General features: G+C 69.3%; 24 protein-coding genes. 20 read left to right on the top strand and 4 right to left on the bottom strand.

The genetic code is table 11. The features are described 5' to 3' along the window. Nucleotides 1–265 precede the first annotated feature (265 nt). Nucleotides 266–616, top strand: coding sequence for a GFA family protein (locus tag V6S85_RS09980; RefSeq protein ID WP_116564774.1), 351 nt, complete (start codon nt 266–268; stop codon nt 614–616). Nucleotides 617–1377: 761 nt separating this feature from the next. Here V6S85_RS09980 and V6S85_RS09975 read toward each other — a convergent pair. Then, nucleotides 1378–2142: a helix-turn-helix domain-containing protein gene (locus V6S85_RS09975; RefSeq protein ID WP_334348841.1), complete on the bottom strand. Its 765-nt coding sequence runs from the start codon at nt 2140–2142 to the stop codon at nt 1378–1380. Nucleotides 2143–2570: 428 nt separating this feature from the next. On the opposite strand from V6S85_RS09975, the gene rpsB reads away from it, so the two are divergent. The 19 genes from rpsB to V6S85_RS09880 all read left to right on the top strand — a co-directional run bounded on the left by rpsB (nt 2571) and on the right by V6S85_RS09880 (nt 20982). Next, nucleotides 2571–3416: a 30S ribosomal protein S2 gene (gene rpsB, locus V6S85_RS09970; RefSeq protein WP_116564640.1), complete on the top strand. Its 846-nt coding sequence runs from the start codon at nt 2571–2573 to the stop codon at nt 3414–3416. A gap of 110 nt (nt 3417–3526) precedes the next feature. Continuing rightward, nucleotides 3527–4465, top strand: coding sequence for a translation elongation factor Ts (gene tsf / locus V6S85_RS09965; RefSeq protein WP_116489574.1), 939 nt, complete (start codon nt 3527–3529; stop codon nt 4463–4465). Nucleotides 4466–4664: 199 nt separating this feature from the next. Continuing rightward, entirely contained in the window at nt 4665–5396 is a 732-nt protein-coding gene (gene pyrH, locus V6S85_RS09960) for a UMP kinase (RefSeq protein WP_101712968.1), read from the top strand. A gap of 27 nt (nt 5397–5423) precedes the next feature. After that, nucleotides 5424–5990: a ribosome recycling factor gene (gene frr / locus V6S85_RS09955; protein WP_058346382.1), complete on the top strand. Its 567-nt coding sequence runs from the start codon at nt 5424–5426 to the stop codon at nt 5988–5990. A 51-nt stretch (nt 5991–6041) separates the two neighbouring features. Further along, nucleotides 6042–6818 carry a polyprenyl diphosphate synthase gene (gene uppS / locus V6S85_RS09950; protein WP_116564636.1) on the top strand — a complete coding sequence of 259 codons (777 nt, stop codon included), beginning with the start codon at nt 6042–6044 and terminating at the stop codon, nt 6816–6818. Continuing rightward, nucleotides 6796–7644 carry a phosphatidate cytidylyltransferase gene (locus tag V6S85_RS09945; protein WP_334348840.1) on the top strand — a complete coding sequence of 283 codons (849 nt, stop codon included), beginning with the start codon at nt 6796–6798 and terminating at the stop codon, nt 7642–7644. The genes uppS and V6S85_RS09945 overlap by 23 nt, the downstream gene beginning before the upstream one ends. Then, a complete protein-coding gene (gene dxr, locus V6S85_RS09940; RefSeq protein WP_334348839.1) occupies nt 7632–8822 on the top strand; it encodes a 1-deoxy-D-xylulose-5-phosphate reductoisomerase in 1191 nt (396 codons plus the stop codon). Before V6S85_RS09945 ends, dxr begins: the two co-directional genes overlap by 13 nt. A gap of 32 nt (nt 8823–8854) precedes the next feature. Beyond that, a complete protein-coding gene (locus tag V6S85_RS09935; protein ID WP_116564631.1) occupies nt 8855–10051 on the top strand; it encodes a M50 family metallopeptidase in 1197 nt (398 codons plus the stop codon). Nucleotides 10052–10068: 17 nt separating this feature from the next. Then, the gene (gene bamA / locus V6S85_RS09930; protein WP_116564770.1) at nt 10069–12429 is read left to right on the top strand and encodes an outer membrane protein assembly factor BamA; all 2361 of its coding nucleotides are present in this window, start codon (nt 10069–10071) and stop codon (nt 12427–12429) included. 22 nt (nt 12430–12451) lie between these two features. Next, nucleotides 12452–13120, top strand: coding sequence for an OmpH family outer membrane protein (locus V6S85_RS09925; RefSeq protein WP_116564629.1), 669 nt, complete (start codon nt 12452–12454; stop codon nt 13118–13120). A 136-nt stretch (nt 13121–13256) separates the two neighbouring features. Continuing rightward, nucleotides 13257–14282 carry a UDP-3-O-(3-hydroxymyristoyl)glucosamine N-acyltransferase gene (gene lpxD / locus V6S85_RS09920; protein ID WP_334348838.1) on the top strand — a complete coding sequence of 342 codons (1026 nt, stop codon included), beginning with the start codon at nt 13257–13259 and terminating at the stop codon, nt 14280–14282. Next, nucleotides 14279–14755, top strand: coding sequence for a 3-hydroxyacyl-ACP dehydratase FabZ (fabZ, locus tag V6S85_RS09915; protein ID WP_109101924.1), 477 nt, complete (start codon nt 14279–14281; stop codon nt 14753–14755). The genes lpxD and fabZ overlap by 4 nt, the downstream gene beginning before the upstream one ends. After that, nucleotides 14752–15546 (top strand): acyl-ACP--UDP-N-acetylglucosamine O-acyltransferase, encoded by a 795-nt coding sequence (lpxA, locus tag V6S85_RS09910; protein WP_116564625.1) that lies wholly within the window; start codon nt 14752–14754, stop codon nt 15544–15546. The genes fabZ and lpxA overlap by 4 nt, the downstream gene beginning before the upstream one ends. A gap of 2 nt (nt 15547–15548) precedes the next feature. Next, nucleotides 15549–16382: a UDP-2,3-diacylglucosamine diphosphatase gene (lpxI, locus tag V6S85_RS09905; RefSeq protein WP_116489583.1), complete on the top strand. Its 834-nt coding sequence runs from the start codon at nt 15549–15551 to the stop codon at nt 16380–16382. Beyond that, nucleotides 16382–17566 carry a lipid-A-disaccharide synthase gene (gene lpxB / locus V6S85_RS09900; RefSeq protein WP_334348837.1) on the top strand — a complete coding sequence of 395 codons (1185 nt, stop codon included), beginning with the start codon at nt 16382–16384 and terminating at the stop codon, nt 17564–17566. Before lpxI ends, lpxB begins: the two co-directional genes overlap by 1 nt. 71 nt (nt 17567–17637) lie before the next feature. Next, nucleotides 17638–19287 carry a flagellar hook-length control protein FliK gene (locus tag V6S85_RS09895; protein WP_334348836.1) on the top strand — a complete coding sequence of 550 codons (1650 nt, stop codon included), beginning with the start codon at nt 17638–17640 and terminating at the stop codon, nt 19285–19287. Continuing rightward, complete coding sequence (locus V6S85_RS09890) at nt 19284–19547, top strand: EscU/YscU/HrcU family type III secretion system export apparatus switch protein (RefSeq protein WP_101720286.1); 264 nt, start codon at nt 19284–19286, stop codon at nt 19545–19547. The genes V6S85_RS09895 and V6S85_RS09890 overlap by 4 nt, the downstream gene beginning before the upstream one ends. Nucleotides 19548–19627: 80 nt before the next feature. Next, on the top strand, nt 19628–20332 hold the full coding sequence (locus V6S85_RS09885) for a glutathione S-transferase N-terminal domain-containing protein (RefSeq protein ID WP_334348835.1): 705 nt from the start codon (nt 19628–19630) through the stop codon (nt 20330–20332). 80 nt (nt 20333–20412) lie between these two features. After that, complete coding sequence (locus V6S85_RS09880; protein WP_334348834.1) at nt 20413–20982, top strand: 2'-5' RNA ligase family protein; 570 nt, start codon at nt 20413–20415, stop codon at nt 20980–20982. Between the two features lie 76 nt (nt 20983–21058). Here V6S85_RS09880 and V6S85_RS09875 read toward each other — a convergent pair whose 3' ends face one another. The 3 genes from V6S85_RS09875 to V6S85_RS09865 all read right to left on the bottom strand — a co-directional run bounded on the left by V6S85_RS09875 (nt 21059) and on the right by V6S85_RS09865 (nt 22345). Beyond that, nucleotides 21059–21253 (bottom strand): hypothetical protein, encoded by a 195-nt coding sequence (locus tag V6S85_RS09875; RefSeq protein WP_116564615.1) that lies wholly within the window; start codon nt 21251–21253, stop codon nt 21059–21061. A gap of 71 nt (nt 21254–21324) precedes the next feature. Next, complete coding sequence (locus tag V6S85_RS09870; RefSeq protein WP_116564613.1) at nt 21325–21768, bottom strand: YbaN family protein; 444 nt, start codon at nt 21766–21768, stop codon at nt 21325–21327. Beyond that, the gene (locus tag V6S85_RS09865) at nt 21746–22345 is read right to left on the bottom strand and encodes a biliverdin-producing heme oxygenase (protein ID WP_334348833.1); all 600 of its coding nucleotides are present in this window, start codon (nt 22343–22345) and stop codon (nt 21746–21748) included. The genes V6S85_RS09870 and V6S85_RS09865 overlap by 23 nt, the downstream gene beginning before the upstream one ends. Nucleotides 22346–22411: the final 66 nt, after the last annotated feature.

Raw genomic sequence — 22411 nt, 5'->3', positions numbered from 1 at the left:
TCCCGGTTGGCTTTGGCGGGTCTTGCGCCCGGCGATCGGGCGGGGTGGCTGAGGAAGCCGGTGCTGAGTGGTCCGGCGTGGAGCGTCGGCTCAGGCCTGGGCGCGGTTGATAGACCTTAAGGTGGTCGGGATGGCGCTGGCGGTCCCGGGGCGTGGATCCTGACCGTCAGCGTACTGGATGCGACGAGGGAGGGGCGCTCGGCCCTATCCGACCGGTATGATCGAAGACGCCTGCCTCCTTGGCCGGCGGTTCTGGGAGGAAACCATGAGCAAGCACACCGGCGGCTGCCAATGCGGCAAGGTCCGCTTCGAGGTCGAGGCCGACCTGTCGCAGACCATCACCTGCAACTGCTCGCGCTGCGGCAAGCTGGGCTCGGTCCTGGCCTTCGCGCCGATCGACGACTTCACCCTGCTGTCGGGCGAGGACGTCCTGAGCGAGTACCGGTTCAACACCGGCAAGATCCAGCATCTGTTCTGCGCCGACTGCGGCATCGAATCCTTCGCTCGGGGCGAGGCCCCGAACGGCGCGAAGATGGCGGCGATCAATGTCCGCTGCATCGACGGCGTCGACGTCTTCGGGCTCGAGCCGCAGCAGGTCGACGGCAAGTCGTTCTGAACGCGAAGAGGCGCAGCGGCCCGCCGGCCCATCCGCTTGGACGAAGGCCGGCGAAGCTCGAGGCGGTAGGCGGGCGGTGACCAGGGGCATGCTGCGGCCTCGCCACCCTCCAACAGGGGGGGGGGCGGCGCACAACGCCGCAGCGGACCGGCGCTGAAGGGGCGGGCCTGCGTTTTTGTTTTTTGGGGCGGGGCAGTGGGTTGCGGCTCTGGTGGCCGGACAGCGGTGGGCTGGGCCCGACTGGGTAGCGCAAGACTGGTCGGCAGGGCGGCGGAGCTTGCCTGCGGTCCGCACCGCCTACGCTCACCAGTTTGGAACGGGCGGAGCTTCCGACCCTCCGCTGCGCCGCGGCCGGCGTGACGACGCCCCTGGGCACGGGGTGTTGGTTGAGAGGTTGTCGCCTGGCCGAACGAGCGCGTCGCGATCTGTTGGGTCGGGATTTTCCAAGGGGACAGGCCAGGCGCGGGACGAAGAGGCGGCTCCTCTCCGCCCGCCTTGGCTGGAGGCCGAAGTTATCAATGCCGTTCACCCCAGGGGCTTGAACGAAGCTCGGGTTGCGACGCTCCCCTTCCAGAGCCGGGAGCTCCCGGATGAACATCCACAATGCCCGCCTGCCGCTGCTGGGCGAGCAGCGATGATTGAGAGGATCGAGACCGAGGGCTGGTCGATGGCCAAGGCCGTCTAGGCCTAAGGAAATTGAGCGCCTGGCCAGGGCCGTTGGGGCATCCGGGCTCATGGCGCGGTCAACTGGGCGCCGGCCCCTAACGCGCCTTGAACCTCACCATGGCCGGGATCGCCGGGGCGCCGGTTTCGGAGGCGAAGTTGCGGTGGCGGTCGCTGTTGAAGCCGACCTCATATTCGCGTCCGGCCTCTACCGTGCAGGCCAGGGTGAAGCTGCGGCGGTCGGCCGACTGCCTGGGCGCGCGTTCGCAGGCGGGATAGGTGGTCGGATCACGGGCGACGAACGACCAGCCGGCCTGCATCGGCTGGTCGAAGGTGACGGTCAGGGCCAGGCGGCCGGCTGGCACAACAGCGCCGGGCATGGGCGAGACCGCCACGACGCGCGGCCGGGAGGGCGTGGCCGCCCGGACCGCCCGGGCCGCTACCGTCCCGGAAGGTGCGGGCGGGGCGGGTTGGCGGGCGACGGCGAGGGCGACGAATGCGCCGATCGAGGCGGCTAGCGCGATCATGGTCATGGCTCCGGCGATGACGGGCCAGACGGCCCACGGGGTGAGGTCTCGCCTTCGCCCTTGGTCCTGCGTGGCGGGCGCGGCCATCCCGATTTTCCTGTCCCGATTTTCCTGGGGCGCGGCCTTGTCTTTTCCGACCTGCGCTTCGGCGGCCACGATGCGGGCCAGTTGCCGGCTGCTGCCCACCCCCGCCTTGCGCCGCGCCTCGCGCAGCCGCTCGTTGATCGAGCCTTCACTGACCCCCAGTTCGACCGCCGCGGTCTTGGCCGTGTGGCCGTGGGCGAGCAGCAGCAGGGCGCGGCGTTCGGCGTCGGACAGGCGCGAGAGATCGGGCATCGGGATCCGGTAGCGCACGTTGAAGGGGCGTTTTCGAATTGAACTCAATCCTGCGGGGTCTGGCTAGGCAATGGAGCGCAAGCAGGCTGCGGAAAGGCGTGCTCGGTCGCCCATAAAGGCGGGTCGCACCGTCATCCCAGCCCATGAGCGTTCTTCGCGCTTCAATTCGGTCCGGCGCCCCGGATCATTGTCGAAGGCCAGCACGTGCGCCGGGCCGCGAATGTTCGGGAAGAACGGCCCCCGCGACCGGTCCGCGTCGGGAAAGGCTTGCATTCTCCGCGTTTCACGACTATCTGCGCGCCATTCCACACGTGGACGTTCGGCAGCGTCGGGGAGACATCCCGTCGTCGCCGTTCCGGTCCCGTCTCCAGAATGGTCTGGAGCGGGGGTGTCCACGGAGGTTCAACCGGAAAAAGGATAAAGGCCCGATGGCTCTTCCCGAATTCTCCATGCGTCAGCTCCTGGAAGCCGGCGCCCACTTCGGCCACCAGACGCACCGCTGGAACCCGAAGATGGACCGCTACATCTTCGGTTCGCGCTCGAACATCCACATCATCGACCTGTCGCAGACCATCCCGCTGCTGCACCAGGCCCTGGTGAAGGTCCGTGAAGTCGCCGCCGCCGGCGGCCGCGTGCTGTTCGTCGGCACCAAGCGCCAGGCTTCGGATCCGGTCGCCACGGCCGCCAAGCGCTGCGCCCAGTACTACGTCAACCACCGCTGGCTCGGCGGCACCCTGACCAACTGGCGCACCGTCTCGGGCTCGATCGCTCGCCTGCGTGAGCTGGAAGGCATCATGGGCGGCGAAGGCGCCGGCCGTTCCAAGAAGGAACTGCTGCAGCTGACCCGCGAGCGCGACAAGCTGGAGCTGTCGCTGGGCGGCATCAAGGACATGGGCGGCATCCCCGACATCATGTTCGTGATCGACACCAACAAGGAAGCGATCGCGATCCTCGAAGCCCGCAAGCTGAACATCCCGGTCGTCGCCATCCTCGACACCAACTGCGATCCGGACGGCATCACCTACCCGATCCCGGGTAACGACGACGCCGCCCGCGCCCTGCAGCTGTACTGCGACCTGGTCGCCGACGCCGTCCTGGACGGCCTGGCCGCCGGTCAAGCCGCCTCGGGCGTCGACCTGGGCGCTTCGGTCGCTCCGATCGAGCCGGCCCTGGCCCGCGAACTGACCCCGGAAGCCGCTCCCGAAGCGGCCGCCCCGGAAGCTGCTGCTGAAGAAGTCGCCGCTCCGGCCGCCGACGAATCGGCCGCCGGCTGATTTCTCTTCGATCGCCGGCTCTCGTCGAGAGGGCTGGCGGTCGTCGCGCTACCGACACGCGACCGGGCTATCAAGCCCGGTCGCTAAACGTTTGAATCTGGAGATTTTCCATGGCTGAGATCACGGCTGCGCTGGTCAAGGAACTGCGCGAGAAGTCCGGCGTCGGCATGATGGACTGCAAGAAGGCCCTGGCCGAGAACAACGGCGACATCGAGGCCTCCATCGACTGGCTGCGCGCCAAGGGTCTGTCCAAGGCCGCCAAGAAGGCTGATCGCGCCGCCGCCGAAGGCCTGGTGGCCATCGCCGTGTCGGAAAACGGCGCTGGTGAAACCGCGACCGCCGTCGAAGTGAACGCCGAAACCGACTTCGTGTCGCGCAACGACCTGTTCCAGGTCGCCGCTCGTCAGATCGCCGGCGCCGCCCTGGGCACCGACGGCTCGATCGACGCCATCACCGGCGCCAAGCTGGCCGGCGGCGAGACCGTGCAGGACCACCTGACCAACCTGATCGCCACGATCGGCGAGAACATGATGGTCCGCCGCGCCGCCAAGCACAGCGTCGAGAACGGCGTCGTCGCCTCGTACGTCCACAACGCCACCGCGCCGGACCTCGGCCGCATCGGCGTGCTGGTCGCGCTCGAGTCGACCGGCGACAAGGCCGCCCTGCGCGAGCTGGGCCGCAAGATCGCCATGCACGTGGCCGCGACCGCTCCGCTGTCGCTGTCGCCGGACGATCTGGACCCGGCCGCCATCGAGCGTGAAAAGGCCGTGTTCACCGAGCAGGCGCTGGAGTCGGGCAAGCCGGCTTCGGTCATCGAGAAGATGATCGAAGGCCGCATCCGCAAGTTCCTGGAAGAAGTCGTGCTGCTGAAGCAAGCCTTCGTCATGAACCCGGACCAGACCGTCGAGCAGCTGGTTGCCGAAGCCGGCAAGACCCTCGGCGCGCCGATCACCGTGAAGGGCTTCACCCGTCTCGCCCTGGGCGAAGGCGTGGAAAAGAAGCAGGACGACTTCGCCGCCGAAGTCGCCTCGATGACCGGCCAGGCCTAAGGCCAGCTAAGACAATGAAGGCGACGGGCCTCGGTCCGCCGCCTCCAAGGTCGACAAAGCAAGGGCGCGGCGCGTTTGACGCGCGCCGCGCCCTTTTTTTGCGCTTGAACGGCGACGCGCCGGTATGGCGCAAAACCGATCCCACTTTTGTGTAACGCGCACTATGGTGCGTGCCGACGACTCAGGAAGAGCCCGGTTCATGTCCGATCCCACCCCCGCCAAGCCGTATCGTCGCCTTCTGCTCAAGGTTTCCGGCGAAGTGCTGATGGGCGACACGCCCTACGGGATCGATACCAACACCGTTCAATCCGTCGCCCTGGACATCGCCGAGATCGTCAAGTCCGGCGTCGAGCTGTGCCTGGTGATCGGCGGCGGCAACATCTTCCGCGGCATGGCCGGGGCGGCCAAGGGCATGGAGCGCTCCAGCGCCGACTACATGGGCATGCTGGCCACCGTGATGAACGCCCTGGCCATGCAGGACGCCCTCGAGCGCATCGGCGTCGAGACCCGCGTGCAGTCGGCCATCCCGATGGCCACGGTCTGCGAGCCGTACATCCGCCGCCGCGCCCAGCGCCACCTCGAGAAGGGCCGCGTGGTGATCTTCGCCGCCGGCACCGGCAACCCGTTCTTCACCACCGACACCGCCGCCGCCCTGCGCGCCGCCGAAATGCAGTGCGACGCCCTGTTCAAGGGCACCAGCGTCGACGGCGTCTATACCGCCGATCCCAAGAAGGATCCGACCGCCCAGCGCTACGACCGCCTGACCTACATGGACGTGCTGGCCAAGGACCTGCGCGTCATGGACGCCTCGGCGGTCGCGCTGATGCGCGACAGCAACATCCCGATCGTGGTGTTCTCGATCAAGGGGCGGGGTAACCTGCTCAGCGTGCTGCGTGGCGAAGGCACGCACACCGTCGTCGCGAACGCCTGATCATTCAAAGCGAAGAGAGCCCAAGCCATGGCCGCCGCCGAAAAGCCCGTCCTTTCCCGCTATAAAGACCGCATGGACAAGGCCGTGCTCGCCCTGAAGGACGAGTTCGGTTCCCTGCGCACCGGCCGCGCCTCGGCCAGCCTGCTCGACCAGGTGATGGTCGAAGCCTACGGTTCGAGCACGCCGCTGAACGCCGTGGCTTCGGTCAGCGTGCCCGAGCCGCGCCAGATCAACGTCAGCGTCTGGGATCGGGGCGTCGTCGTCTCGGTCGAGAAGGCCATCCGCGCCTCGGGCCTGGGCCTGAACCCGGTGGTCGAAGGCCAGAACCTGCGCATTCCGATCCCGCCGCTGACCGAGGAGCGCCGCAAGGACCTCTCGAAGATCGCCGGCAAGTACGCCGAACAACAGAAGATCGCCGTCCGCAACGTTCGCCGCGACGCCAACGACGATCTGAAGAAGGCCGAGAAGGACAGCGCCATCAACGAGGATGAGCGCAAGAAGATGGAAACCGAGGTCCAGAAGCTGACCGACGAGGCGATCAAGCGCATCGACGAGGCCTTGAAAACCAAGGAACAAGAGATCATGCAGGTCTGATCGTCCTCTAAGGTGGACGCCTGGGGGATGAGAAGGGAAGGCTAAGAGCGCATGTCGCCGAAGACCGGCCTGCAGACCAAGACCGCGCGCCCCGGGGGCGAGGCCGGCGCGGGATTGCATGCGGCCATCATCATGGACGGCAACGGCCGGTGGGCCAAGCGTCGCGGCATGCCGCGCGCGCTGGGTCACCGGGCCGGCGTCAACGCGCTGAAGCGCACGGTCGAGGGCGCGCCCGCGGCCGGAGTCGGCGTGCTGACGGTGTTCGGCTTCTCGACCGAGAATTGGCGTCGTCCGGCCCAGGAGGTCTCCGAGCTGATGGGCCTGCTCAAGGCCTATGTCGAATCGGACCTCGACCGGCTGAGCCGCGAAGGCGTGCGCGTACGGATCATCGGCCGGCGCACCGGCCTGGCGCCCGACGTGCTGGAAGTGATCGAGCGCGCCGAGCGCCGCACCGCCCATAACGACAGCTTCCTGCTGCAGGTGGCCTTCAACTATGGCGGCCAGGCCGATATCGCCGACGCCGCGCGCCGGTTCGCCGAGCGGGTGGAGCGGGGCGAGGCGAGGGCGTCCGACCTGGACGAGGCGATGTTCGGCTCGTTCCTGTCGACCTCGGCCGCGCCGGCGCCGGACCTGATCGTCCGCACCAGCGGCGAGCACCGGATCTCGAACTTCCTGCTTTGGGAATGCGCCTACGCCGAACTGGTTTTCCAGGACGTGCTGTGGCCCGACTACGGCCCCGAGCACCTGGCCGCCGCCGTCGCGGAATATCGTAGCCGTGACCGGCGCTATGGAGGCATTGCGGCCGATGACGTCGCCGTCGCCGGCTAAGCGCTTCAACTGGAGCAATCTGGGTACGCGCGTGGCATCGGCCACGGTGCTCGTGCCCACGGTCGTGGCCGCCGTCTGGTTCGGCGGCGTGTGGTTCCTGCTGCTGCTGGCCGTCTGCACCGCGCTGCTGGCGCGCGAATGGGGCATGATGAGCGCGCCCAAGGCTCCGGTCGGCGTGGCCGTGGCCGTCGGCGTGGCCGTGCTGATCTCGCTGGTCGCGGCGTTCCGCGGCCACTACATCCTGACCTGGCCGCTGGCCGCCGCCGGCGCTGTCGCCGCGGCCCTGCTGGCCCGCGGCGCGGTGGAGCGCCGGGCCGACGCGGCCTACGGCGTGATCTACATCGCGCCGGCCTGCATCACCCTGCTGTGGCTGCGTCTCAGCCCGGCAGGCCTGTCGTGGACGCTCCTGCTGTTCGCGGTGACCTGGTTCGCCGACATCTTCGCCTACGTCAGCGGCAGCATCTTCAAGGGCCCCAAGCTGTGGCCCCGGTTCTCGCCCAACAAGACCTGGTCTGGCTTCTTCGGCGGCCTGCTGGCCGCGGCCCTGGCGGCGATCGGCGTCGACCTGTTGGCCGAGGCCCTGCCGCGCCTGCCCGACATGGACCTGACCTGGCCCGTCGCTGCCGTCATCGGCTTTCTCGGCGGTCTGGCCACCATGACCGGCGACCTCTGGGAATCGATGCTCAAGCGCCGGTTCGGCGTGAAGGATTCGGGCGACCTGATCCCTGGCCATGGCGGCCTGCTGGACCGTGTCGACGGCCTGATGTTCGCCGCCATCGTCGTCGCCGCCGTGCGCCTGTTCGATCAGTGGGGATGGCTGCCTTGACCATGCGTAAGGTGGTGGTGCTCGGTTCGACCGGCTCTATCGGCGTTTCCACCCTCGATCTCTTCGAGCAGTCCAAGGTCCCGGTCGAGATCCTGGCCCTGGCGGCCGGCCGCAACGTCGAGCGCCTGGCGCAGCAGGCGCTGCGCTGGCGCCCGAAGCTGGCGGTGATCGAGGACGAGGCCCTTCTGGGCGACCTGCGCGAGCGCCTGGCCGGTTCCGGCGTCGAGGCCGCGGCCGGTCCGGCCGCCGTCGCGGAGGCCGCGGCCATGGGCGCCGACTGGGTGATGTCGGCCATCGTCGGCGCGGCGGGCCTTGCCCCGACGCTCGCAGCGGCCCGCACCGGCGCCGTGGTCGCCCTGGCCAACAAGGAAAGCCTGGTCTGCGCGGGTCCCGAACTGCTGCGCATCGCGCGCGAGGCGGGCGGGACGGTGATACCGGTCGATTCCGAACACTCGGCGATCTTCCAGGTGCTGCAGCCGGCCTGCCTGGACCGCGTGGCGCGCCTGATCCTGACGGCCTCGGGCGGTCCGTTCCGCACCTGGAGCCGCGAGCAGATGGAGAAGGCCACGCCCGAACAGGCGATCGCCCATCCAAACTGGTCGATGGGGGCCAAGATCTCGGTCGATTCCGCGTCGATGATGAACAAGGGGCTTGAGATGATCGAGGCCTCCTACCTGTTCGATACGCCGGAGGAGCGCATCGGCGTCGTCATCCACCCGCAGTCGGTGATTCACAGCCTGGTGGAGTACACCGACGGCTCGACCCTGGCGCAGTTGGGCCCGCCCGACATGCGCAGCCCGATCTCCTACGCCTATTCCTGGCCCGAACGCCTGTCCTGGCCGGCCAAGCCCCTGGATCTGGGCGCCTATGGCCAGTTGACCTTCGAGGATCCGGACCTTGCCCGCTTCCCGCTTCTGGGCGTCGCGCGCGAGGCCCTGCGCCTGGGCGGCGGCGCGCCGACGGCCATGAACGCGGCGAATGAAGTCGCGGTCGCGGCTTTCCTTGACCGACAGATCGGCTTTCTCGATATTGCCGCGTCGGTTGAGGGGACGCTGGAACGCATGAACGGGGTAGGGGACCTCGCCGTAACGGCAGGTGACGTTCTTGATACAGCCGTCATGATCGACGGTTCCGCTCGCCGTATTGCGGCCGAGGTTGTCGCTCACAAGCGGCATTAGGAAAGTGACCGGGGAGCTCTGATTCCAAGCCGATGATCGGTCTTCTGATCGCGATCGTGTCCATGGTCATCGTGCTGTCCGTCGTGGTGACGGTGCACGAGCTTGGACACTACTGGGCCGCGCGGGCTTGCGGGGTGGCGATCGATCGCTTCTCCATCGGCTTTGGCGCGCCCCTGATTTCCTGGCGCGACAAGCACGGCGTGGAGTGGCGCATCGCCTCGATCCCGCTCGGCGGCTACGTTCGCTTCGCCGGTGACGAGAACGCCGCCAGCGTGCCCGACCAGAACGACCTGGACGCGATGAAGCGCGAGATCGCCGATCGTGAGGGCGCCGCGGCGCTCAAGCAGTATTTCCATTTCAAGCCGGTCTGGCAGCGGGCGATCATCGCCGCCGCCGGTCCGATCGCCAATTTCATCCTGGCCATCCTGGTCTTCGCCGTGATGCAGGTGGCCATCGGCGACCTGAAGACCCAGGTCATCGTGCAGGCCATCGAGCCCAAGAGCGCGGCGGCCGCCGCCGGCTTCAAGCCCGCCGACGTGATCGTGAAGATGGACGGCAGGGCGGTCGAGAGCTATCGCGACGTCGCCGCCTATGTGAGCCTGCGCGCCAAGCTGCCTGTGCAGTTCACCGTGCAGCGCGCCCAGCAGACGCTGGAGCTCACCGCCACGCCGACCCTGGTCGAGCAGAAGGACGAGATCGCCGGCCGCGTGAAGGTCGGCCGTCTGGGCGTGTCGCTCGGCGGTCGCGGCTATTTCGAACGGTCCTCGGTCTGGATGGCGATCCCCCGCGCCACCGTGCAGGTCTGGGACATGCTCAAGACCATCGGCTTCTATCTCGGGCGCCTGGTGACGGGCCAACTGCCGGCCGACCAGATCAGCGGCATCATCGGCATCGGCAAGACCGCCGGCGCGGTGACCCAGGCCAGCGTCGAGGGCGCGCCCGACCTGAAGACCATGATCATCCGCACGGTCGCCAGCCAGGCGATCCTGATCGCCAGCCTGTCGGTCAGCATCGGCTTCATGAACCTGCTGCCGATCCCGGTGCTGGATGGCGGGCATCTGCTGCTCTACGCCTACGAGGCCGTCTTCCGGCGTCCTCTGCGGGCCGACTTCCAGGCCGCCGGGTTCCGCGCCGGCCTTGCCTTGATCCTCTGTTTCATGCTGTTCGCGGCCTGGAACGATCTCAACCGCTACGACGTGTTCAAATTCATCGGCGGCCTGTTCACGTGAACGACCGCCGCCCGTCCATGATTGGTCCCATGAGCAAAATTCGCGCCCATAGCGCCGCGTTCGCCACCGGCGTTGCGCTTCTCTTCGGCTCCACCGCCCTGATCGCGCCCCAGGTGGCGTTCGCCCAGGCCCAGACCTCGGGCGTGGTGCAGCGCATCGTGGTGCAGGGCAACGAGCGGATCGAGTCGGGCACGGTGCTCTCGTACCTGCCGATCCAGCCGGGCGAGACGGTCGATCCCGCGCGCCTCGACCTGGCGCTGAAGACCCTGGCCCGCACCGACCTGTTCGCCGACGTCTCGATCGAGCTGGTCGGCGGCGACCTGGTGGTCAAGGTCGTCGAGAACCCGATCATCAACCAGGTGGTCTTCGAGGGGAACTCGGCGCTCAAGGAAGACAAGCTGAAGGACGAGGTGCAGATCCGTCCGCGCGGCATCTTCACCCGCGCCAAGGTGCAGGCCGACGTCCAGCGCATCATCGAACTCTACCGCCGCTCGGGCCGCATCTCGGCGACCGTGACGCCCAAGGTGGTCGAGCTGCCGCAGAAGCGCGTCGACCTGGTGTTCGAGATCAACGAAGGCCCCAAGAGCGGCGTCCTGGGCGTCAACTTCCTGGGCAACAAGGAGTTCTCGGACAACGAGCTCTCCGACGTCATCGTCACCAAGGAGTCGCACTGGTACAAGTTCCTGACCAGCAACGACAACTACGACCCTGACCGGATCGAGTACGACCGCGAGCAACTGCGCAAGTACTACCGCAACCGCGGTTTCTTCGACTTCCGCGTCGTGGCCACCACGGCCGAGCTGGCCACCGACAAGAACGGCTTCGCGGTCACCTACACGATCGACGAAGGCCCCAAGTACAAGTTCGGCAAGGTCACCGTCGAAACCGAGCTGAAGAAGCTGGACGGCAACCTGCTTGCCCAGATCCTGCCGATCAAGACCGGCCAGATCTACGAAGACGAGCGCATCGAGCAGGCCACCGACGCCCTGACCTTCGCGGCGGGCGCGGCCGGCTTCGCCTTCGTGGACGTGCGTCCGCGATACGTGCCCAACCGCGAGACCCAGACGGTCGACGTCGTGTTCTCGGTGCGTGAAGGCCCGCGCGTCTACGTCGACCGGATCGACATCGTCGGCAACACCGCCACGCTGGACTACGTCCTGCGCCGCGAAATGGAAGTCGCCGAGGGCGACGCCTACAACCGCGTGCTGGTCGACCGCTCGCGCAACAACATGCGCCGCCTGGGCTTCTTCAAGGACGTGACCATCGAGGAAGTGCCCGGCGCCGCGCCGGACCGCACCAACCTGCGGGTCAAGGTCGAGGAACAGCCGACGGGCGAACTGTCGTTCAGCGCCGGCTATAGCTCGGTCGACCAGCTGGTTCTGGATGTCGGCGTCACCCAGCGCAACTTCCGCGGCCGCGGCCAGAACCTGCGCGCCCGCGTGTCGGTGGGCTCGCTGCGGCAGCAGGTCGACTTCGCGTTCACCGAGCCGCGCTTCCTGGGCCGTAATTTGGCCGCGGGCGTGAACCTCTATTCGTACCGATATGACCTCAGCGAGTTCGCGGCCTACGACACCAAGTCGATCGGCGGCGGCTTCACCATGGGCTTCGGCTTGACGCAAAACACCTCGATGAGCCTGCGGTACACCCTGCGCCAGGACGAGGTGGACGTGGCAGACAGCTACTGCGCCAACGGCAGCGTCTCGACGATCCTCTGCCTGCAGCGCGGCGCCTACATGACCTCGCTGGTCGGCTACGGCCTGCGCCTGGACAAGCGGAACGATCCGCTGCGTCCGACCCGCGGCTTCTTCGCCGACCTGAACCAGGACCTCGCCGGTTTCGGCGGCGACGTGAACTACCTCAAGACCGAGGTCGACGGCGGCTGGTACTGGGGCTTCAACAAGGACTTCGTGTTCAGCGCCACCGGTTCGGCGGGCTACATCGAAGGCTGGGGCGGCGACAGCGTCCGCATCAACGACCGCTTCTACAAGGGCGGCCAGACGTTCCGCGGCTTCGAGACGGCCGGTATCGGCCCGCGCGACACCGCCAGCGACAACAGCGCCCTGGGCGCCAAGCTGTACGCGATCGGGTCGCTGGAACTGACCGTCCCGACCTTCCTGCCCGAGCAGTACGGCATCAAGGCCGCGCTGTTCACCGACTTCGGCACCGCCGGCCAGCTGGACGACGTTGACCGCCAAGTTTCGCCCGGCAAGTTCAGCGAGACGATCAGGGACAACCTTGGTCTGCGCGCTTCGGCCGGCGTCAGCATCGACTGGAAGTCGCCGATGGGACCGATCCGGTTCGACATCAGCCGCATCCTGGCGAAGGAAGACTACGACCGGACGGAAACCTTCCGTTTCTCCACCTCCACTCGTTTCTAATCTCCACAAGGCTTTAGACGACATGTCCTCCAAGTTCTTCGCCGCCGCCGCTTCGGGTCTGGCCGCGTTCGCCGTGGCCTCGGGCGCCTTCGCTCAAGCCGCCGCCCCGCTCGCCAAGGCTCCGGCCGCCCCGGCCGCCCCGGCGATCACTCATGGCGCGCCGATCGCCAGCCTTTGCGTCTTCTCGGCCGGCGGCGTGCGCGGCGCGTCGCAGACCGGCAAGGCCATGGACGCCCGCATCAAGGCCCTGCAGACCACCGCCGAGCAGCCGCTGTCGGCCCGCGAGAAGGCCCTGCAGACCAAGATCGACACCTTCAACGCCGCCGCCAAGACCCCGGCCGCCGACATCAACGCTCGCGAAAAGCAGAAGGCCGACCTGGAGCTGGAGCAAAGCGCCCTGCAGCGTGACGTCGCCCACATGCAGATGGAGCTGTTCGCCACGAACGAAAGCGCCCAGCAGGCCTACTCGACCGAGCTGCAGCCGGCCGTGATCTCGGCCTATCAGTCCAAGCAGTGCGGCGTGCTCCTCGAGCGCAGCGCCGTGGCCATCTTCAACCCGGCCATGGACATCACCCCGCAGATCGTCGCCGCCCTGGACGCCCGCGGCAAGGCCGGCACCTTCCAGGCCCTGGAGCGCACCAAGCTGACGCCGCAGCAAGCCGCCCAGCTGGCCGCCCAACTGCAGCGCTAAGCACTGGGAGCGCCCGCTCGGCCTTTCGGGCTGGGCGGGCGCTTTCCGTTACGGCATTGACTCGGGGCGGCTTTCGGCCGCCTACACTTCGTCCGTATCGGGCGATTCCCGGGACGGCCGTCGTCGAGAGGTTTGCATGCCGGACCCCCGTTTTTTCGAGACCCTGGGTCCGGTTTCCGTGTCCGTCCTGGCCAAGGCCGGAGGCGCGGAACTGGCTGATCCCAGCCTGGGCGAGCGCCTGATCGCCACCGTCGCGCCGCTGGACGGCGCGGGACCGGACGCCGTTTCCTTCCTTTCCGATCCGCGCAGGGCCAAGGGCCTGTCGGCCTGCAAGGCCGGCGCGATCTTCATGCGCCCGCAGCATCGCGAGTTCGCGCCGGAAGGCTGCGCCGTGCTGCTGACGCCGCATCCGCAGGCCGCCTGGGCCGCCGCGACGGCGCTGCTGTACGCGCCGCGTCGCCACGACGCCGACGCGCCCGCCATCCATCCCTCCGCCGTGCTGGAGGAGGGCGTGCGCCTGTCGCCCGGCGTGGTCATCGGCCAGGACGCCCGCATCGGCCGCGGCACCACGATCAGTCCCGGCGCCGTCATCGGTCCGGGCGTCGCCATCGGCCGCGACTGCTTCGTCGGCGCCAACGCCGTGGTCGGGTTCGCCCTGATCGGCGACCGCGTCAGCCTGCATGCCGGCTCGGCGGTCGGCGAGGCCGGCTTCGGCGCCGCGCCCGGCGCCAGGGGCGTGGTCGACCTTCCGCAGCTGGGCCGCGTGGTCCTGCAGGACGGGGTGACGCTTGGCGCCAACAGCTGCATCGATCGCGGCGCGTTCGACGACACCACGGTGGGCGAGAACACCAAGATCGACAATCTGGTCCACGTTGCGCACAACGTGCAGCTGGGCCGTAACTGCGTGCTGGCGGCCTATACCGGGCTGTCGGGCACCACCGTCGTCGGCGACGGCGTCGCCTTCGGCGGCAAGGCCGGCGTCGCCGACCACTTGACGATCGGCCCCGGCGCCAGCATCGGGGCGTCCGCCTCGGTGTTCAAGGACGTGCCGGCGGGCGAGACATGGACAGGGTTTCCCGCGCGACCGATCAAACGGTGGCTGCGAGAAACCGCATGGCTGTCGCGCAGCGCGCGCAGCCGGGGGATGAAAGACGAGGCATGAGCCAGACCGAAACCGCGGCCCCGCAGACCGACATCGACATCGCCGAGATCCTGAACCGGATCCCGCACCGCTACCCGTTCCTGCTGGTCGACCGGGCCGAAGCCTACGAGCCTCACAAGTCGATCGTCGGCATCAAGTGCGTGACGGTGAACGAGCCGTTCTTCCAAGGCCACTTCCCGGGCAACCCGGTGATGCCGGGCGTGCTGATCATCGAGGCCCTGGCCCAGACGGGCGCGGTGCTGATGAGCAAGTCGCTGGAAGTCGACACCGCCGGCAAGACGATCTTCTTCATGTCGGTCGACAACGCCCGCTTCCGCAACCCCGTGCGCCCGGGCGACGTCCTGCGCATGGAGGTCGAGGTCCTGCGCGCGCGTTCCAGCATCTTCAAGTTCAAGGGCGTGGCCAAGATCGGCGACAAGGTCGCCGCCGAGGTCGAGTTCGCCGCCATGGTCGTGGAGACCCCGACGAAATGACCAAAGTCCATCCGACCGCCATCGTCGACGCCGGCGCCAAGCTGGGTGACGACGTCGAGATCGGGCCGTTCTGCATCGTCGGCCCTGACGTGACCTTGGAGGCGCGCGTGCGCCTGCTGTCGCACGTGGTGGTCGATGGCGTCACCACCATCGGCGAGGACACCGTGGTCCACGCCTTCTCGGCGCTCGGCGGTCCGCCCCAGCACCTGGGCTACAAGGGCGAGCGCACGCAGCTGGTCATCGGCCCGCGCAACACCATCCGCGAGCAGGTGACGATGAACACCGGCACGGCCTCGGGCCGCGGGGTGACCACCATCGGCGCCGACGGCTTCTTCATGGCCGAGGCCCACGTGGCCCACGACTGCGCGGTCGGCGACAACGTCGTGCTGGCCAAGGGCGCGACCCTGGGCGGCCATGTCGACGTCGGCAACTTCGTGTTCGTCGGCGGCCTGGCCGCCATCCACCAGTTCTCGCGCGTGGGCCGCTACAGCTTCATCGGCGGCCTGGCGGCTGTGACCAAGGACGTCATCCCCTACGGTTCGGTGTGGGGCAACCATGCCCACCTGGAGGGCCTGAACCTCGTCGGCCTCAAGCGCCGGGGCTTCTCGCGCGAGACGATCAACGCGCTGCGCGCGGCCTATCGTCTGATGTTCGCCGACGAAGGCACCTTCCAGGAGCGCCTGGACGACGTGGTCGAGACCTATTCGGCCACGCCCGAGGTGATGGAGATCGTCGACTTCATCCGCGCCGACGGCAATCGCCCGCTGTGCCTGCCCGAGCGCGAGGTCTGATCTTGCGCAAGCTTGGACTGATCGCCGGCGGCGGGGCGCTTCCGATCGAGCTGGCCGCTCACTGCGAGCGCGCCGGCCGGCCGTTCTCGGTGATGCGGGTGCGAGGTTTCGCCGATCCGTCGCTGGAGCAGTATCCCGGCGCGGAAGTCGGCATCGCCGAGTTCGGCAAGGCCTTCAAGGCGCTGAAGGAAGAGGGCTGCGAGGCGGTCTGCTTCGCCGGCGTCGTCGATCGCCCCGACTTCTCGGCCCTGATTCCCGACTTCCGGGGCGTGAAGGTGCTGCCGGGCCTGATCAAGGCCGCGCGCGAGGGCGACGACGCCCTGCTGCGCCGCGTGCTGACCGAGTTCGAGAAGGAAGGCTTCGTCGTCGAGGGCGCCCACGAGGTGCGCGGCGAGATGACCCTGCCGGTCGGCCCGCTGGGCCGCTACGCTCCGCGCGAGCAGCACGGCGCCGACATCGACCGCGCCCTGACCGTCGCCCGCGCCATCGGCGGGCTGGACGTGGGGCAGGGGGCCGTGGTCTGCGACGGCCTGGTTCTGGCGGTCGAGGCCCAGGAAGGCACCGACGCCATGCTACGCCGGGTCGCCGACCTGCCGCAGGCCGTCCGCGGCTGTCCCGAGGCGCCCAAGGGCGTGCTGGCCAAGGCGCCCAAGCCGATCCAGGAGACCAAGGTCGACCTGCCCACCATCGGCGTGGCCACCATCCAGCGCGCCGCGCGCGCGGGCCTGGCCGGCGTGGTCGGCGAGGCCGGCCGCCTGTTGATCGTCGACCGCGATCAGGTCATCGCCTGCGCCGACGACCTGGGCCTCTTCGTCTACGGCGTCGAGCCGCGCTGATGTCTTCCGCCCGGCCGCTGACGGTCATGCTGATCGCGGCCGAGGCCTCGGGTGACAATCTTGGCGCGGGCCTGGCCAAGGCCTTGCGGGCGCGGCTGGGAACCGGGGTGCGTTTCGTCGGCCTCGGCGGAGCGCGGATGGCGGCCGAGGGAGTGCACAGCCCCTTCGACATCGCCGAGCTGTCCATCCTGGGCCTGTTCGAGGGCCTGAAGGCCTATCCGCGCGTCCTGCGTCGCCTGAACGACATCGAGGCCCTGGCGAAGCGCGAAAAGCCCGACGTCGCCGTGCTGATCGACTCCTGGGGCTTCAACATTCGCCTGGCCAAGCGCTTGCGGGAGCTCGATCCGTCGATGACGCTGGTCAAGTACGTCGCGCCGCAGGTCTGGGCCTCGCGTCCGGGGCGGGCCAGGATACTGGCCCAGGCCGTCGACCTGCTGTTGGCCACCCAGCCGATGGACAAGCCGTTCTTCGACGCGGTGGGTCTGCCCAGCGTCTTCGTCGGCAATCCGGCCCTGGCGCGCGACTTCGGCGGCGCCGACGCGGCCCGGGCCCGCGCGGCGATCGGGGCCGGCCCCGACGATCCGATCCTCGCCGTCCTGCCGGGCAGCCGTCCGTCCGAGATCGAACGCGTTCTGCCGGCCTTCGAGGACGCGGTGCGCATCCTCAAGGCCGAGCGTCCCGGCCTGCACGTCGTCGTGCCCGCCGCCCAGACGGTGGCGACGGCGGTCAAGGCGCGTGTCGCCGGCTGGCCGTTCCGCGCCCACGTCATCGAGGACGACCAGGCCAAGGACGACGCCATGAAGGCCGCTACGGTCGGTCTGGCCTGTAGCGGCACGGTGACTCTCGAGTTGGCCCTGGCCGGCGTTCCCATGGTGGTCGGCTACAAGATCGGCGCGATCACCTACGCCTTGCTCAAGCGCCTGATGACGCCCCGCTGGGTCACGTTGTTCAATATCGCCGCCGACAAGGAAGTGGCGCCCGAACTGCTGCAGCACGACTGCACCGGCGAGCGCCTGGCCGCGGCGCTGGCCGAGCGGCTCGACGATCCGGCGCTGCGCGAGCGGCAGGTGGCCGAGCAGTATGCGGCGCTCGAGCGCCTGGGGCGCGGCATGCCCGATCCTGCCGAGGCGGCGGCCGACGCCATGCTCTCGTTCCTGGAAAGGCGAGCCGCCAAAACGGCTTAAGACCCGCTTCACGCCTGTGGATTAATCTTGCGGCAACCTTGCGCGTCCTCGCGCCGCCGTGGAGCCCGCCTGTGTCGGTCCTGCCGATTGGAGCCGTCGTCCCGAACCTCGCCTCGGTGCAGCCGACGGCGACGATCGCGCCGGCCGGTCCGCAGGGCGGCCAGACGGGGCAGGCAGGCTTGCCGCCGCCGGCCATGCTGGCTCAGTTGGCCATGGCCGAGGCGACCGAGGCGCTGGGCAGGATCGCCGCTCAGCCCGGCGCCGCGCCGGAAGCCCCCGACACCGTCGAGAGCCTGCTGAAGGGCGGGGCCACGGGCCAGGCCCGCGAGATCCTGCTGTCCAGTTCCACCGTCCAGGCCAAGGTGGTGTCCGACATGGTCGGCCGCGCCGCGCCGGCGCAGGGCGGCATGGCCCCGCTTCTGGCCGACCTGGAGCGCGTCTCGACCTCTCCTCAGGCGCCGGTCCTGGTGCGCCAGGCCGCCGCCAACATGCTGGCCCTGCGCTCGCCCATCGACGGGGCGGTCACCGCCGGCGAGATCCGCCAGGCCTTCGGCCGCTCGGGCCTGTTCATGGAAAGCCGCCTCGCCGAGGAGGCGCCCGCGCCGGGCGCCGCGCCCCTGGCCGCCAAGGACCTGAAGGCCGCCATGCTGGTGCTGCGCGCCGCCGTGGCCAGTTGGAGCGCCCAGACCGGTCCGGCGCCATCGGCGGCGTCGACGACCTCGCAAGCCGTTCCGGCCGCTCCCCAGCAGGCTCCGACGCCCCAGGCGGCGGAGCCGGGGGCGCTCGCCCTGCCGACTTCGCCGCAGCTCGCCGCATCGACCGCTGCTCCGCTCCCGACCGCGACCCAGGCCCAAGTCCAGACACCCTCGCCCGCCGCCGCCGCGCCCGAAGCCGAAGCGCCGCCGCCCGCCATGGCCGCGCCGGTCCCGACGGATGACGCCGCCGTCGAGTCGCCCGTCGCCCGCTTCCTGGCCGCGGTGGCGCCGCCGCCGGCGCCGCGACAGGCGGCCCAGCCCGCCGCCGCGCTGCTGGTGCTGGCGCAGGAGGCCGCCGCCGGTTTCGAGGATGCGCCCGTCCTCCGTCAGCCGTCTTCGACCCTCGTTCCGCTCGCCCCGCCGCCCGGCAAGGGGCCGCCGCCGCCGTTCGCGGGCGGTCCCGTGGTCGCCCAGCCGGCGACGTCTTCCACCCTGGCGCCGAACGCCCATCCGGCCCTGGTCGCCCAGCAGCTGTCCAAGGGCGTCGACGCGGCTCTGGCTCGCCAGGAACTGCTGCAGGCCGCCTCGCTGCCCGAGCGCGTCGACGTCGCGCGTTCCGCCGACGGCCGCGCCATCGAGGACAAGGCGGGGCCGCGCTGGGTGTTCGACGTGCCCTTCGCCACGCCGCAGGGTTCGGCCGTCGCCCAGTTCGAGATCAGCCGCGACGGCGGCGGGGGCGGGGTCGCCGGCGGCGTCGCCGAGGCCCGCACCTGGAAGGTCCGGTTCTCGCTCGATGTCGAGCCGATGGGCCGCATCGACGCCCAGCTGGCCCTGACCGGCGAGCGGGCCCGCGTCTCGCTGTGGGCCGAGCGTCCGGAGGCCATGGCTCGGCTGCGCGGTGGGGAAGAGATGCTGAACGCCGCCCTGCGCGAGGCCGCGCTGGAGCCGGAGGTGGCGTTCCATGCCGCCGCGCCTCCCGCCGCGGCGCCGGCCGCGCCTGGCCGCTTCCTGGACCAGGCCACATGACCCGCGTCTCTGGTCCCCGCATCGCCGTCGCCCTCCGCTACGACGAGCCGAACGCCCCGCGCGTGGTCGCCAGCGGCCGCGGCTGGGTGGGCGACAAGATCGTCGAGACCGCCCGCGAGCACGGCGTGCCGCTGGAGGAGAACCCGGCGCTGGCCCAGGCCCTGTCGACCATTCCGATGGAGGAAGAGATCCCCGAGGCGCTCTATGTCGCCGTCGCCGAGATCCTGGGCTTCATCCTGCGCTCGGCCAATCGTAACTGACACCAAGAAAGTTACGGTAGGGGGCTGGGCCTTCTTCCGACGGCGCCTATATCGGCTGGGATCCCTTGCGAGGAACTCCCATGACCGACCTCTCGGCCTTCCCGATCGCCAGCCGCTGGCCCGCCGCCCATCCCGACCGCATCCAGCTCTATTCTCTGCCCACGCCCAACGGCGTGAAGGTGTCGATCATGCTGGAAGAGGTGGGCCTGGCGTACGAGCCGCACCTGATCGACATCGGCAAGAACGAGACCTGGACACCGGAATTCCTGAGCCTGAACCCCAACGGCAAGATCCCGGCGATCATCGATCCCGACGGTCCGGGCGGAAAGCCCTTCGGCCTGTTCGAGAGCGGCGCGATCCTGGTCTATCTGGCCGAGAAGACCGGCAAGCTGCTGCCGGCCGATCCGGCGGCCCGCTACGAGACCCTGCAATGGGTGTTCTTCCAGATGGCCGCCGTCGGCCCGATGTTCGGCCAGCTGGGCTTCTTCCACAAGTTCGCCGGCCGCGAATATGAGGACAAGCGCCCGCTGGAACGCTATCGCGCCGAGAGCCAGCGTCTGCTGGGCGTGCTGGAGACCCGCCTAGAAGGCCGCGACTGGCTGATGGGCGACGAATACACCATCGCCGACGTCGCCACCCTGGGCTGGGTGCGCAACCTGGTCGGGTTCTATGAGGCGGCCGACCTGGTCGACTTCAAGAGCCTGAAGAACGTCCCGGCGTGGCTGGAGCGGGGCCTGGCTCGTCCCGCCGTGCAGCGCGGCCTCAACATCCCGGCGCGTCCCTGACCGATCAGGAGCGGGCGGCGACAGCCGTCCGCTCCGGCGCCATAAGGCTGGCGATCCATCAACGGCCGCCGATTCTCGCGATGTCGCTCTTTCCTGAACTCGACGGCCCGCCGTCCGACCGCCTGTTCTTCGGGATCTTCCCGGAGGCGGCAGTGGCGGAGACCATCGCCGACCAGGTTCGCGACCTGAAGGGGCGCCTGGGCCTGTCGGGCGCGCCGCTGACGCCCGAGCGCTTCCACGTCACACTGCACCACATCGGCGACTATGCCGGCCTGCCGCGCGGCATCGTCGCCCAGGCGCTGGAAGCCGGTGAGGCGGCGTCCCTGGCTGCGCCGTTCGAAGTGAGCTTCGACAAGGCGGCCAGCTTCAACAACCGCGGCAACAACCCGTTCGTCCTACAGGGCGGGGAGGGGCTGGTCGAACTCCACGCCTTCCAGAAGGCGCTCGGCCTTTCGATGGCCCATGCCGGCCTCGGCAGACAGGTCGCCCGGCAGTTCAATCCGCACGTGACGCTGCTCTACGACCGCGTCCTGGCGCCCGATACGCCGGTCGAGCCGGTGTCGTGGCGCGTCTCGGAGTTCGTGCTGATCCACAGCCTGCTGGGCCAGACCCGGCACATCGCGCTCGGGCGCTGGGCGCTGAAGGGGTAGGGCGCAAAGCCCCTTTTCCTTCTTCCCGTCATTCCCGCCCTTGTGGTGAGAATGACGGGAGCTGGGGGCGCCAACCTCAACGATCCTGCACGTTGCCTGAATGGGTCGTGTTCTGGCGCAGGTTCCCGTGCCGGCCCTGTTCGGCCAGGTTGACGTCGGCGTTGCCGGGATCGGGCGACTGGAGGCCCTCGCGGCTGGCATGGCCCTCGATCTCGGGCTTCTGGCCCTTGAAGGCGCGCTGTTCCGGCGGAATGGGCGGGGCCTTGGACATGGTTTCCTCCTTCTGGCTGTCGAAAGAAAACCGTCTGGACGGCGGGGCCGTTCCCAGCGCCAAGCTCGCCTTCAGGCCGCTGGCGGGGCCGGGCGGGAGACCACGAAGGCCGCGCACGCGGCCATGATTGCGCCGACCAGCAGGCCCAGCCACGGCTTGGGCCGCGCCGCGAGCAGGAAGACGGCCATGCCGCCCGCCATGCCCAGGCACGCGAAGACCTTGGCCTTGCGCGGGATCGCGCCGTTGGCCCGCCAGGCGCGCACCGAGGGGCCGAAGCGCGGATGGTTCAGCAGCCAGGCCTCGAGCCTGGGCGAAGAGCGCCCGAAGCAGCCGGCGGCCAGGATCAGGAAGATCGTCGTCGGCATCAGCGGCAGGAACGCGCCGATGATCCCCAGCGCCGTGAAGGCGAAGCCCGCGATCAGGTAGCCGACCCGCACGCTGCGCGAAGTCGGCAGGACCGCCGCCGGAGCGTCCAGTTCGATGGCTGGCGGTTCAGCCGAAGGCGGCGTCGACATAGGCCTGCACCCGTGAGAAGGCGGCTTGCGCGCCCGCGATGGCGCGGGCTTCGCCCGCTTCGTCCAGTCCGGCCGCGTCGAGGGCGGCGGTGAACTGCCGCCAGTGGGCGGCGCGGCCGTCAGGATGGCCCCCAAGGTGGCGCGCGCCGAGGTTTTCGTCGAGCCCCAGCTTGGCCGCGGCCTTGAACAGGAAGGCCGCGCCCAGGTTCGAGCCTTCGGCCACGTAGAGCCAGCCCAGGGCGGTGGCGAGGTCGGGCTCGCTGTCGGCAGTGAAGGCGGGCGGCGGCAGCTCGGCCAGGGCGGGGAGGGCAAGGTCCGTTCGGTCGGCGGCGATCTGCGCCAGGCGTCGGCGGCCGTCTAGGTCGGGCAGGCGCTGGGCTAGCTCCGGACGCTGGTAGAGGCCGTCGATGTCGCGATGGAACCGGTACTGCACCTCTAGGAACCGGCCGTAGCGCTCGCGGTCGGCGAACGGGCGGCCGGCCATGATGCTCTTGTCGAGCCGGTCGTGAGTCGCCTCCGTGCCGGCCTTCAGCCGCTTGGCGAGGGACGGGGCCTGGGCGAGAGCGAGATCGGTCATGGGGTGAATGTTGGCATGTCGCGAGTGAGACGCAACTGCTCCAGGTCAAATCCGACCGCGCCCCGG

The sequence above is a fragment of the Caulobacter sp. CCNWLW153 genome (assembly GCF_036889365.1).
Classification (GTDB): Bacteria; Pseudomonadota; Alphaproteobacteria; order Caulobacterales; family Caulobacteraceae; genus Caulobacter; species Caulobacter radicis.
Note: the sequence above shows the minus strand (reverse complement) of the source record. Positions and strands in the feature narration are given on the sequence as shown.

What these genes read in the sequence shown, in the direction of transcription:
- lpxD (WP_334348838.1), top strand. Translation starts at nt 13,257, where the DNA reads ATGCCGGACCCCCGTTTTTTCGAGACCCTGGGTCCGGTTTCCGTGTCC.
- V6S85_RS09885 (WP_334348835.1), top strand. Translation starts at nt 19,628, where the DNA reads ATGACCGACCTCTCGGCCTTCCCGATCGCCAGCCGCTGGCCCGCCGCC.
- V6S85_RS09945 (WP_334348840.1), top strand. Translation starts at nt 6,796, where the DNA reads ATGACGTCGCCGTCGCCGGCTAAGCGCTTCAACTGGAGCAATCTGGGT.
- dxr (WP_334348839.1), top strand. Translation starts at nt 7,632, where the DNA reads ATGGCTGCCTTGACCATGCGTAAGGTGGTGGTGCTCGGTTCGACCGGC.
- lpxA (WP_116564625.1), top strand. Translation starts at nt 14,752, where the DNA reads ATGACCAAAGTCCATCCGACCGCCATCGTCGACGCCGGCGCCAAGCTG.
- uppS (WP_116564636.1), top strand. Translation starts at nt 6,042, where the DNA reads ATGTCGCCGAAGACCGGCCTGCAGACCAAGACCGCGCGCCCCGGGGGC.
- V6S85_RS09875 (WP_116564615.1), bottom strand. Translation starts at nt 21,253, where the DNA reads ATGTCCAAGGCCCCGCCCATTCCGCCGGAACAGCGCGCCTTCAAGGGC.
- tsf (WP_116489574.1), top strand. Translation starts at nt 3,527, where the DNA reads ATGGCTGAGATCACGGCTGCGCTGGTCAAGGAACTGCGCGAGAAGTCC.
- lpxB (WP_334348837.1), top strand. Translation starts at nt 16,382, where the DNA reads ATGTCTTCCGCCCGGCCGCTGACGGTCATGCTGATCGCGGCCGAGGCC.
- rpsB (WP_116564640.1), top strand. Translation starts at nt 2,571, where the DNA reads ATGGCTCTTCCCGAATTCTCCATGCGTCAGCTCCTGGAAGCCGGCGCC.
- fabZ (WP_109101924.1), top strand. Translation starts at nt 14,279, where the DNA reads ATGAGCCAGACCGAAACCGCGGCCCCGCAGACCGACATCGACATCGCC.
- pyrH (WP_101712968.1), top strand. Translation starts at nt 4,665, where the DNA reads ATGTCCGATCCCACCCCCGCCAAGCCGTATCGTCGCCTTCTGCTCAAG.
- frr (WP_058346382.1), top strand. Translation starts at nt 5,424, where the DNA reads ATGGCCGCCGCCGAAAAGCCCGTCCTTTCCCGCTATAAAGACCGCATG.
- V6S85_RS09865 (WP_334348833.1), bottom strand. Translation starts at nt 22,345, where the DNA reads ATGACCGATCTCGCTCTCGCCCAGGCCCCGTCCCTCGCCAAGCGGCTG.
- V6S85_RS09870 (WP_116564613.1), bottom strand. Translation starts at nt 21,768, where the DNA reads ATGTCGACGCCGCCTTCGGCTGAACCGCCAGCCATCGAACTGGACGCT.
- V6S85_RS09880 (WP_334348834.1), top strand. Translation starts at nt 20,413, where the DNA reads ATGTCGCTCTTTCCTGAACTCGACGGCCCGCCGTCCGACCGCCTGTTC.
- V6S85_RS09980 (WP_116564774.1), top strand. Translation starts at nt 266, where the DNA reads ATGAGCAAGCACACCGGCGGCTGCCAATGCGGCAAGGTCCGCTTCGAG.
- V6S85_RS09890 (WP_101720286.1), top strand. Translation starts at nt 19,284, where the DNA reads ATGACCCGCGTCTCTGGTCCCCGCATCGCCGTCGCCCTCCGCTACGAC.
- V6S85_RS09925 (WP_116564629.1), top strand. Translation starts at nt 12,452, where the DNA reads ATGTCCTCCAAGTTCTTCGCCGCCGCCGCTTCGGGTCTGGCCGCGTTC.
- bamA (WP_116564770.1), top strand. Translation starts at nt 10,069, where the DNA reads ATGATTGGTCCCATGAGCAAAATTCGCGCCCATAGCGCCGCGTTCGCC.
- V6S85_RS09975 (WP_334348841.1), bottom strand. Translation starts at nt 2,142, where the DNA reads ATGCCCGATCTCTCGCGCCTGTCCGACGCCGAACGCCGCGCCCTGCTG.
- V6S85_RS09935 (WP_116564631.1), top strand. Translation starts at nt 8,855, where the DNA reads ATGATCGGTCTTCTGATCGCGATCGTGTCCATGGTCATCGTGCTGTCC.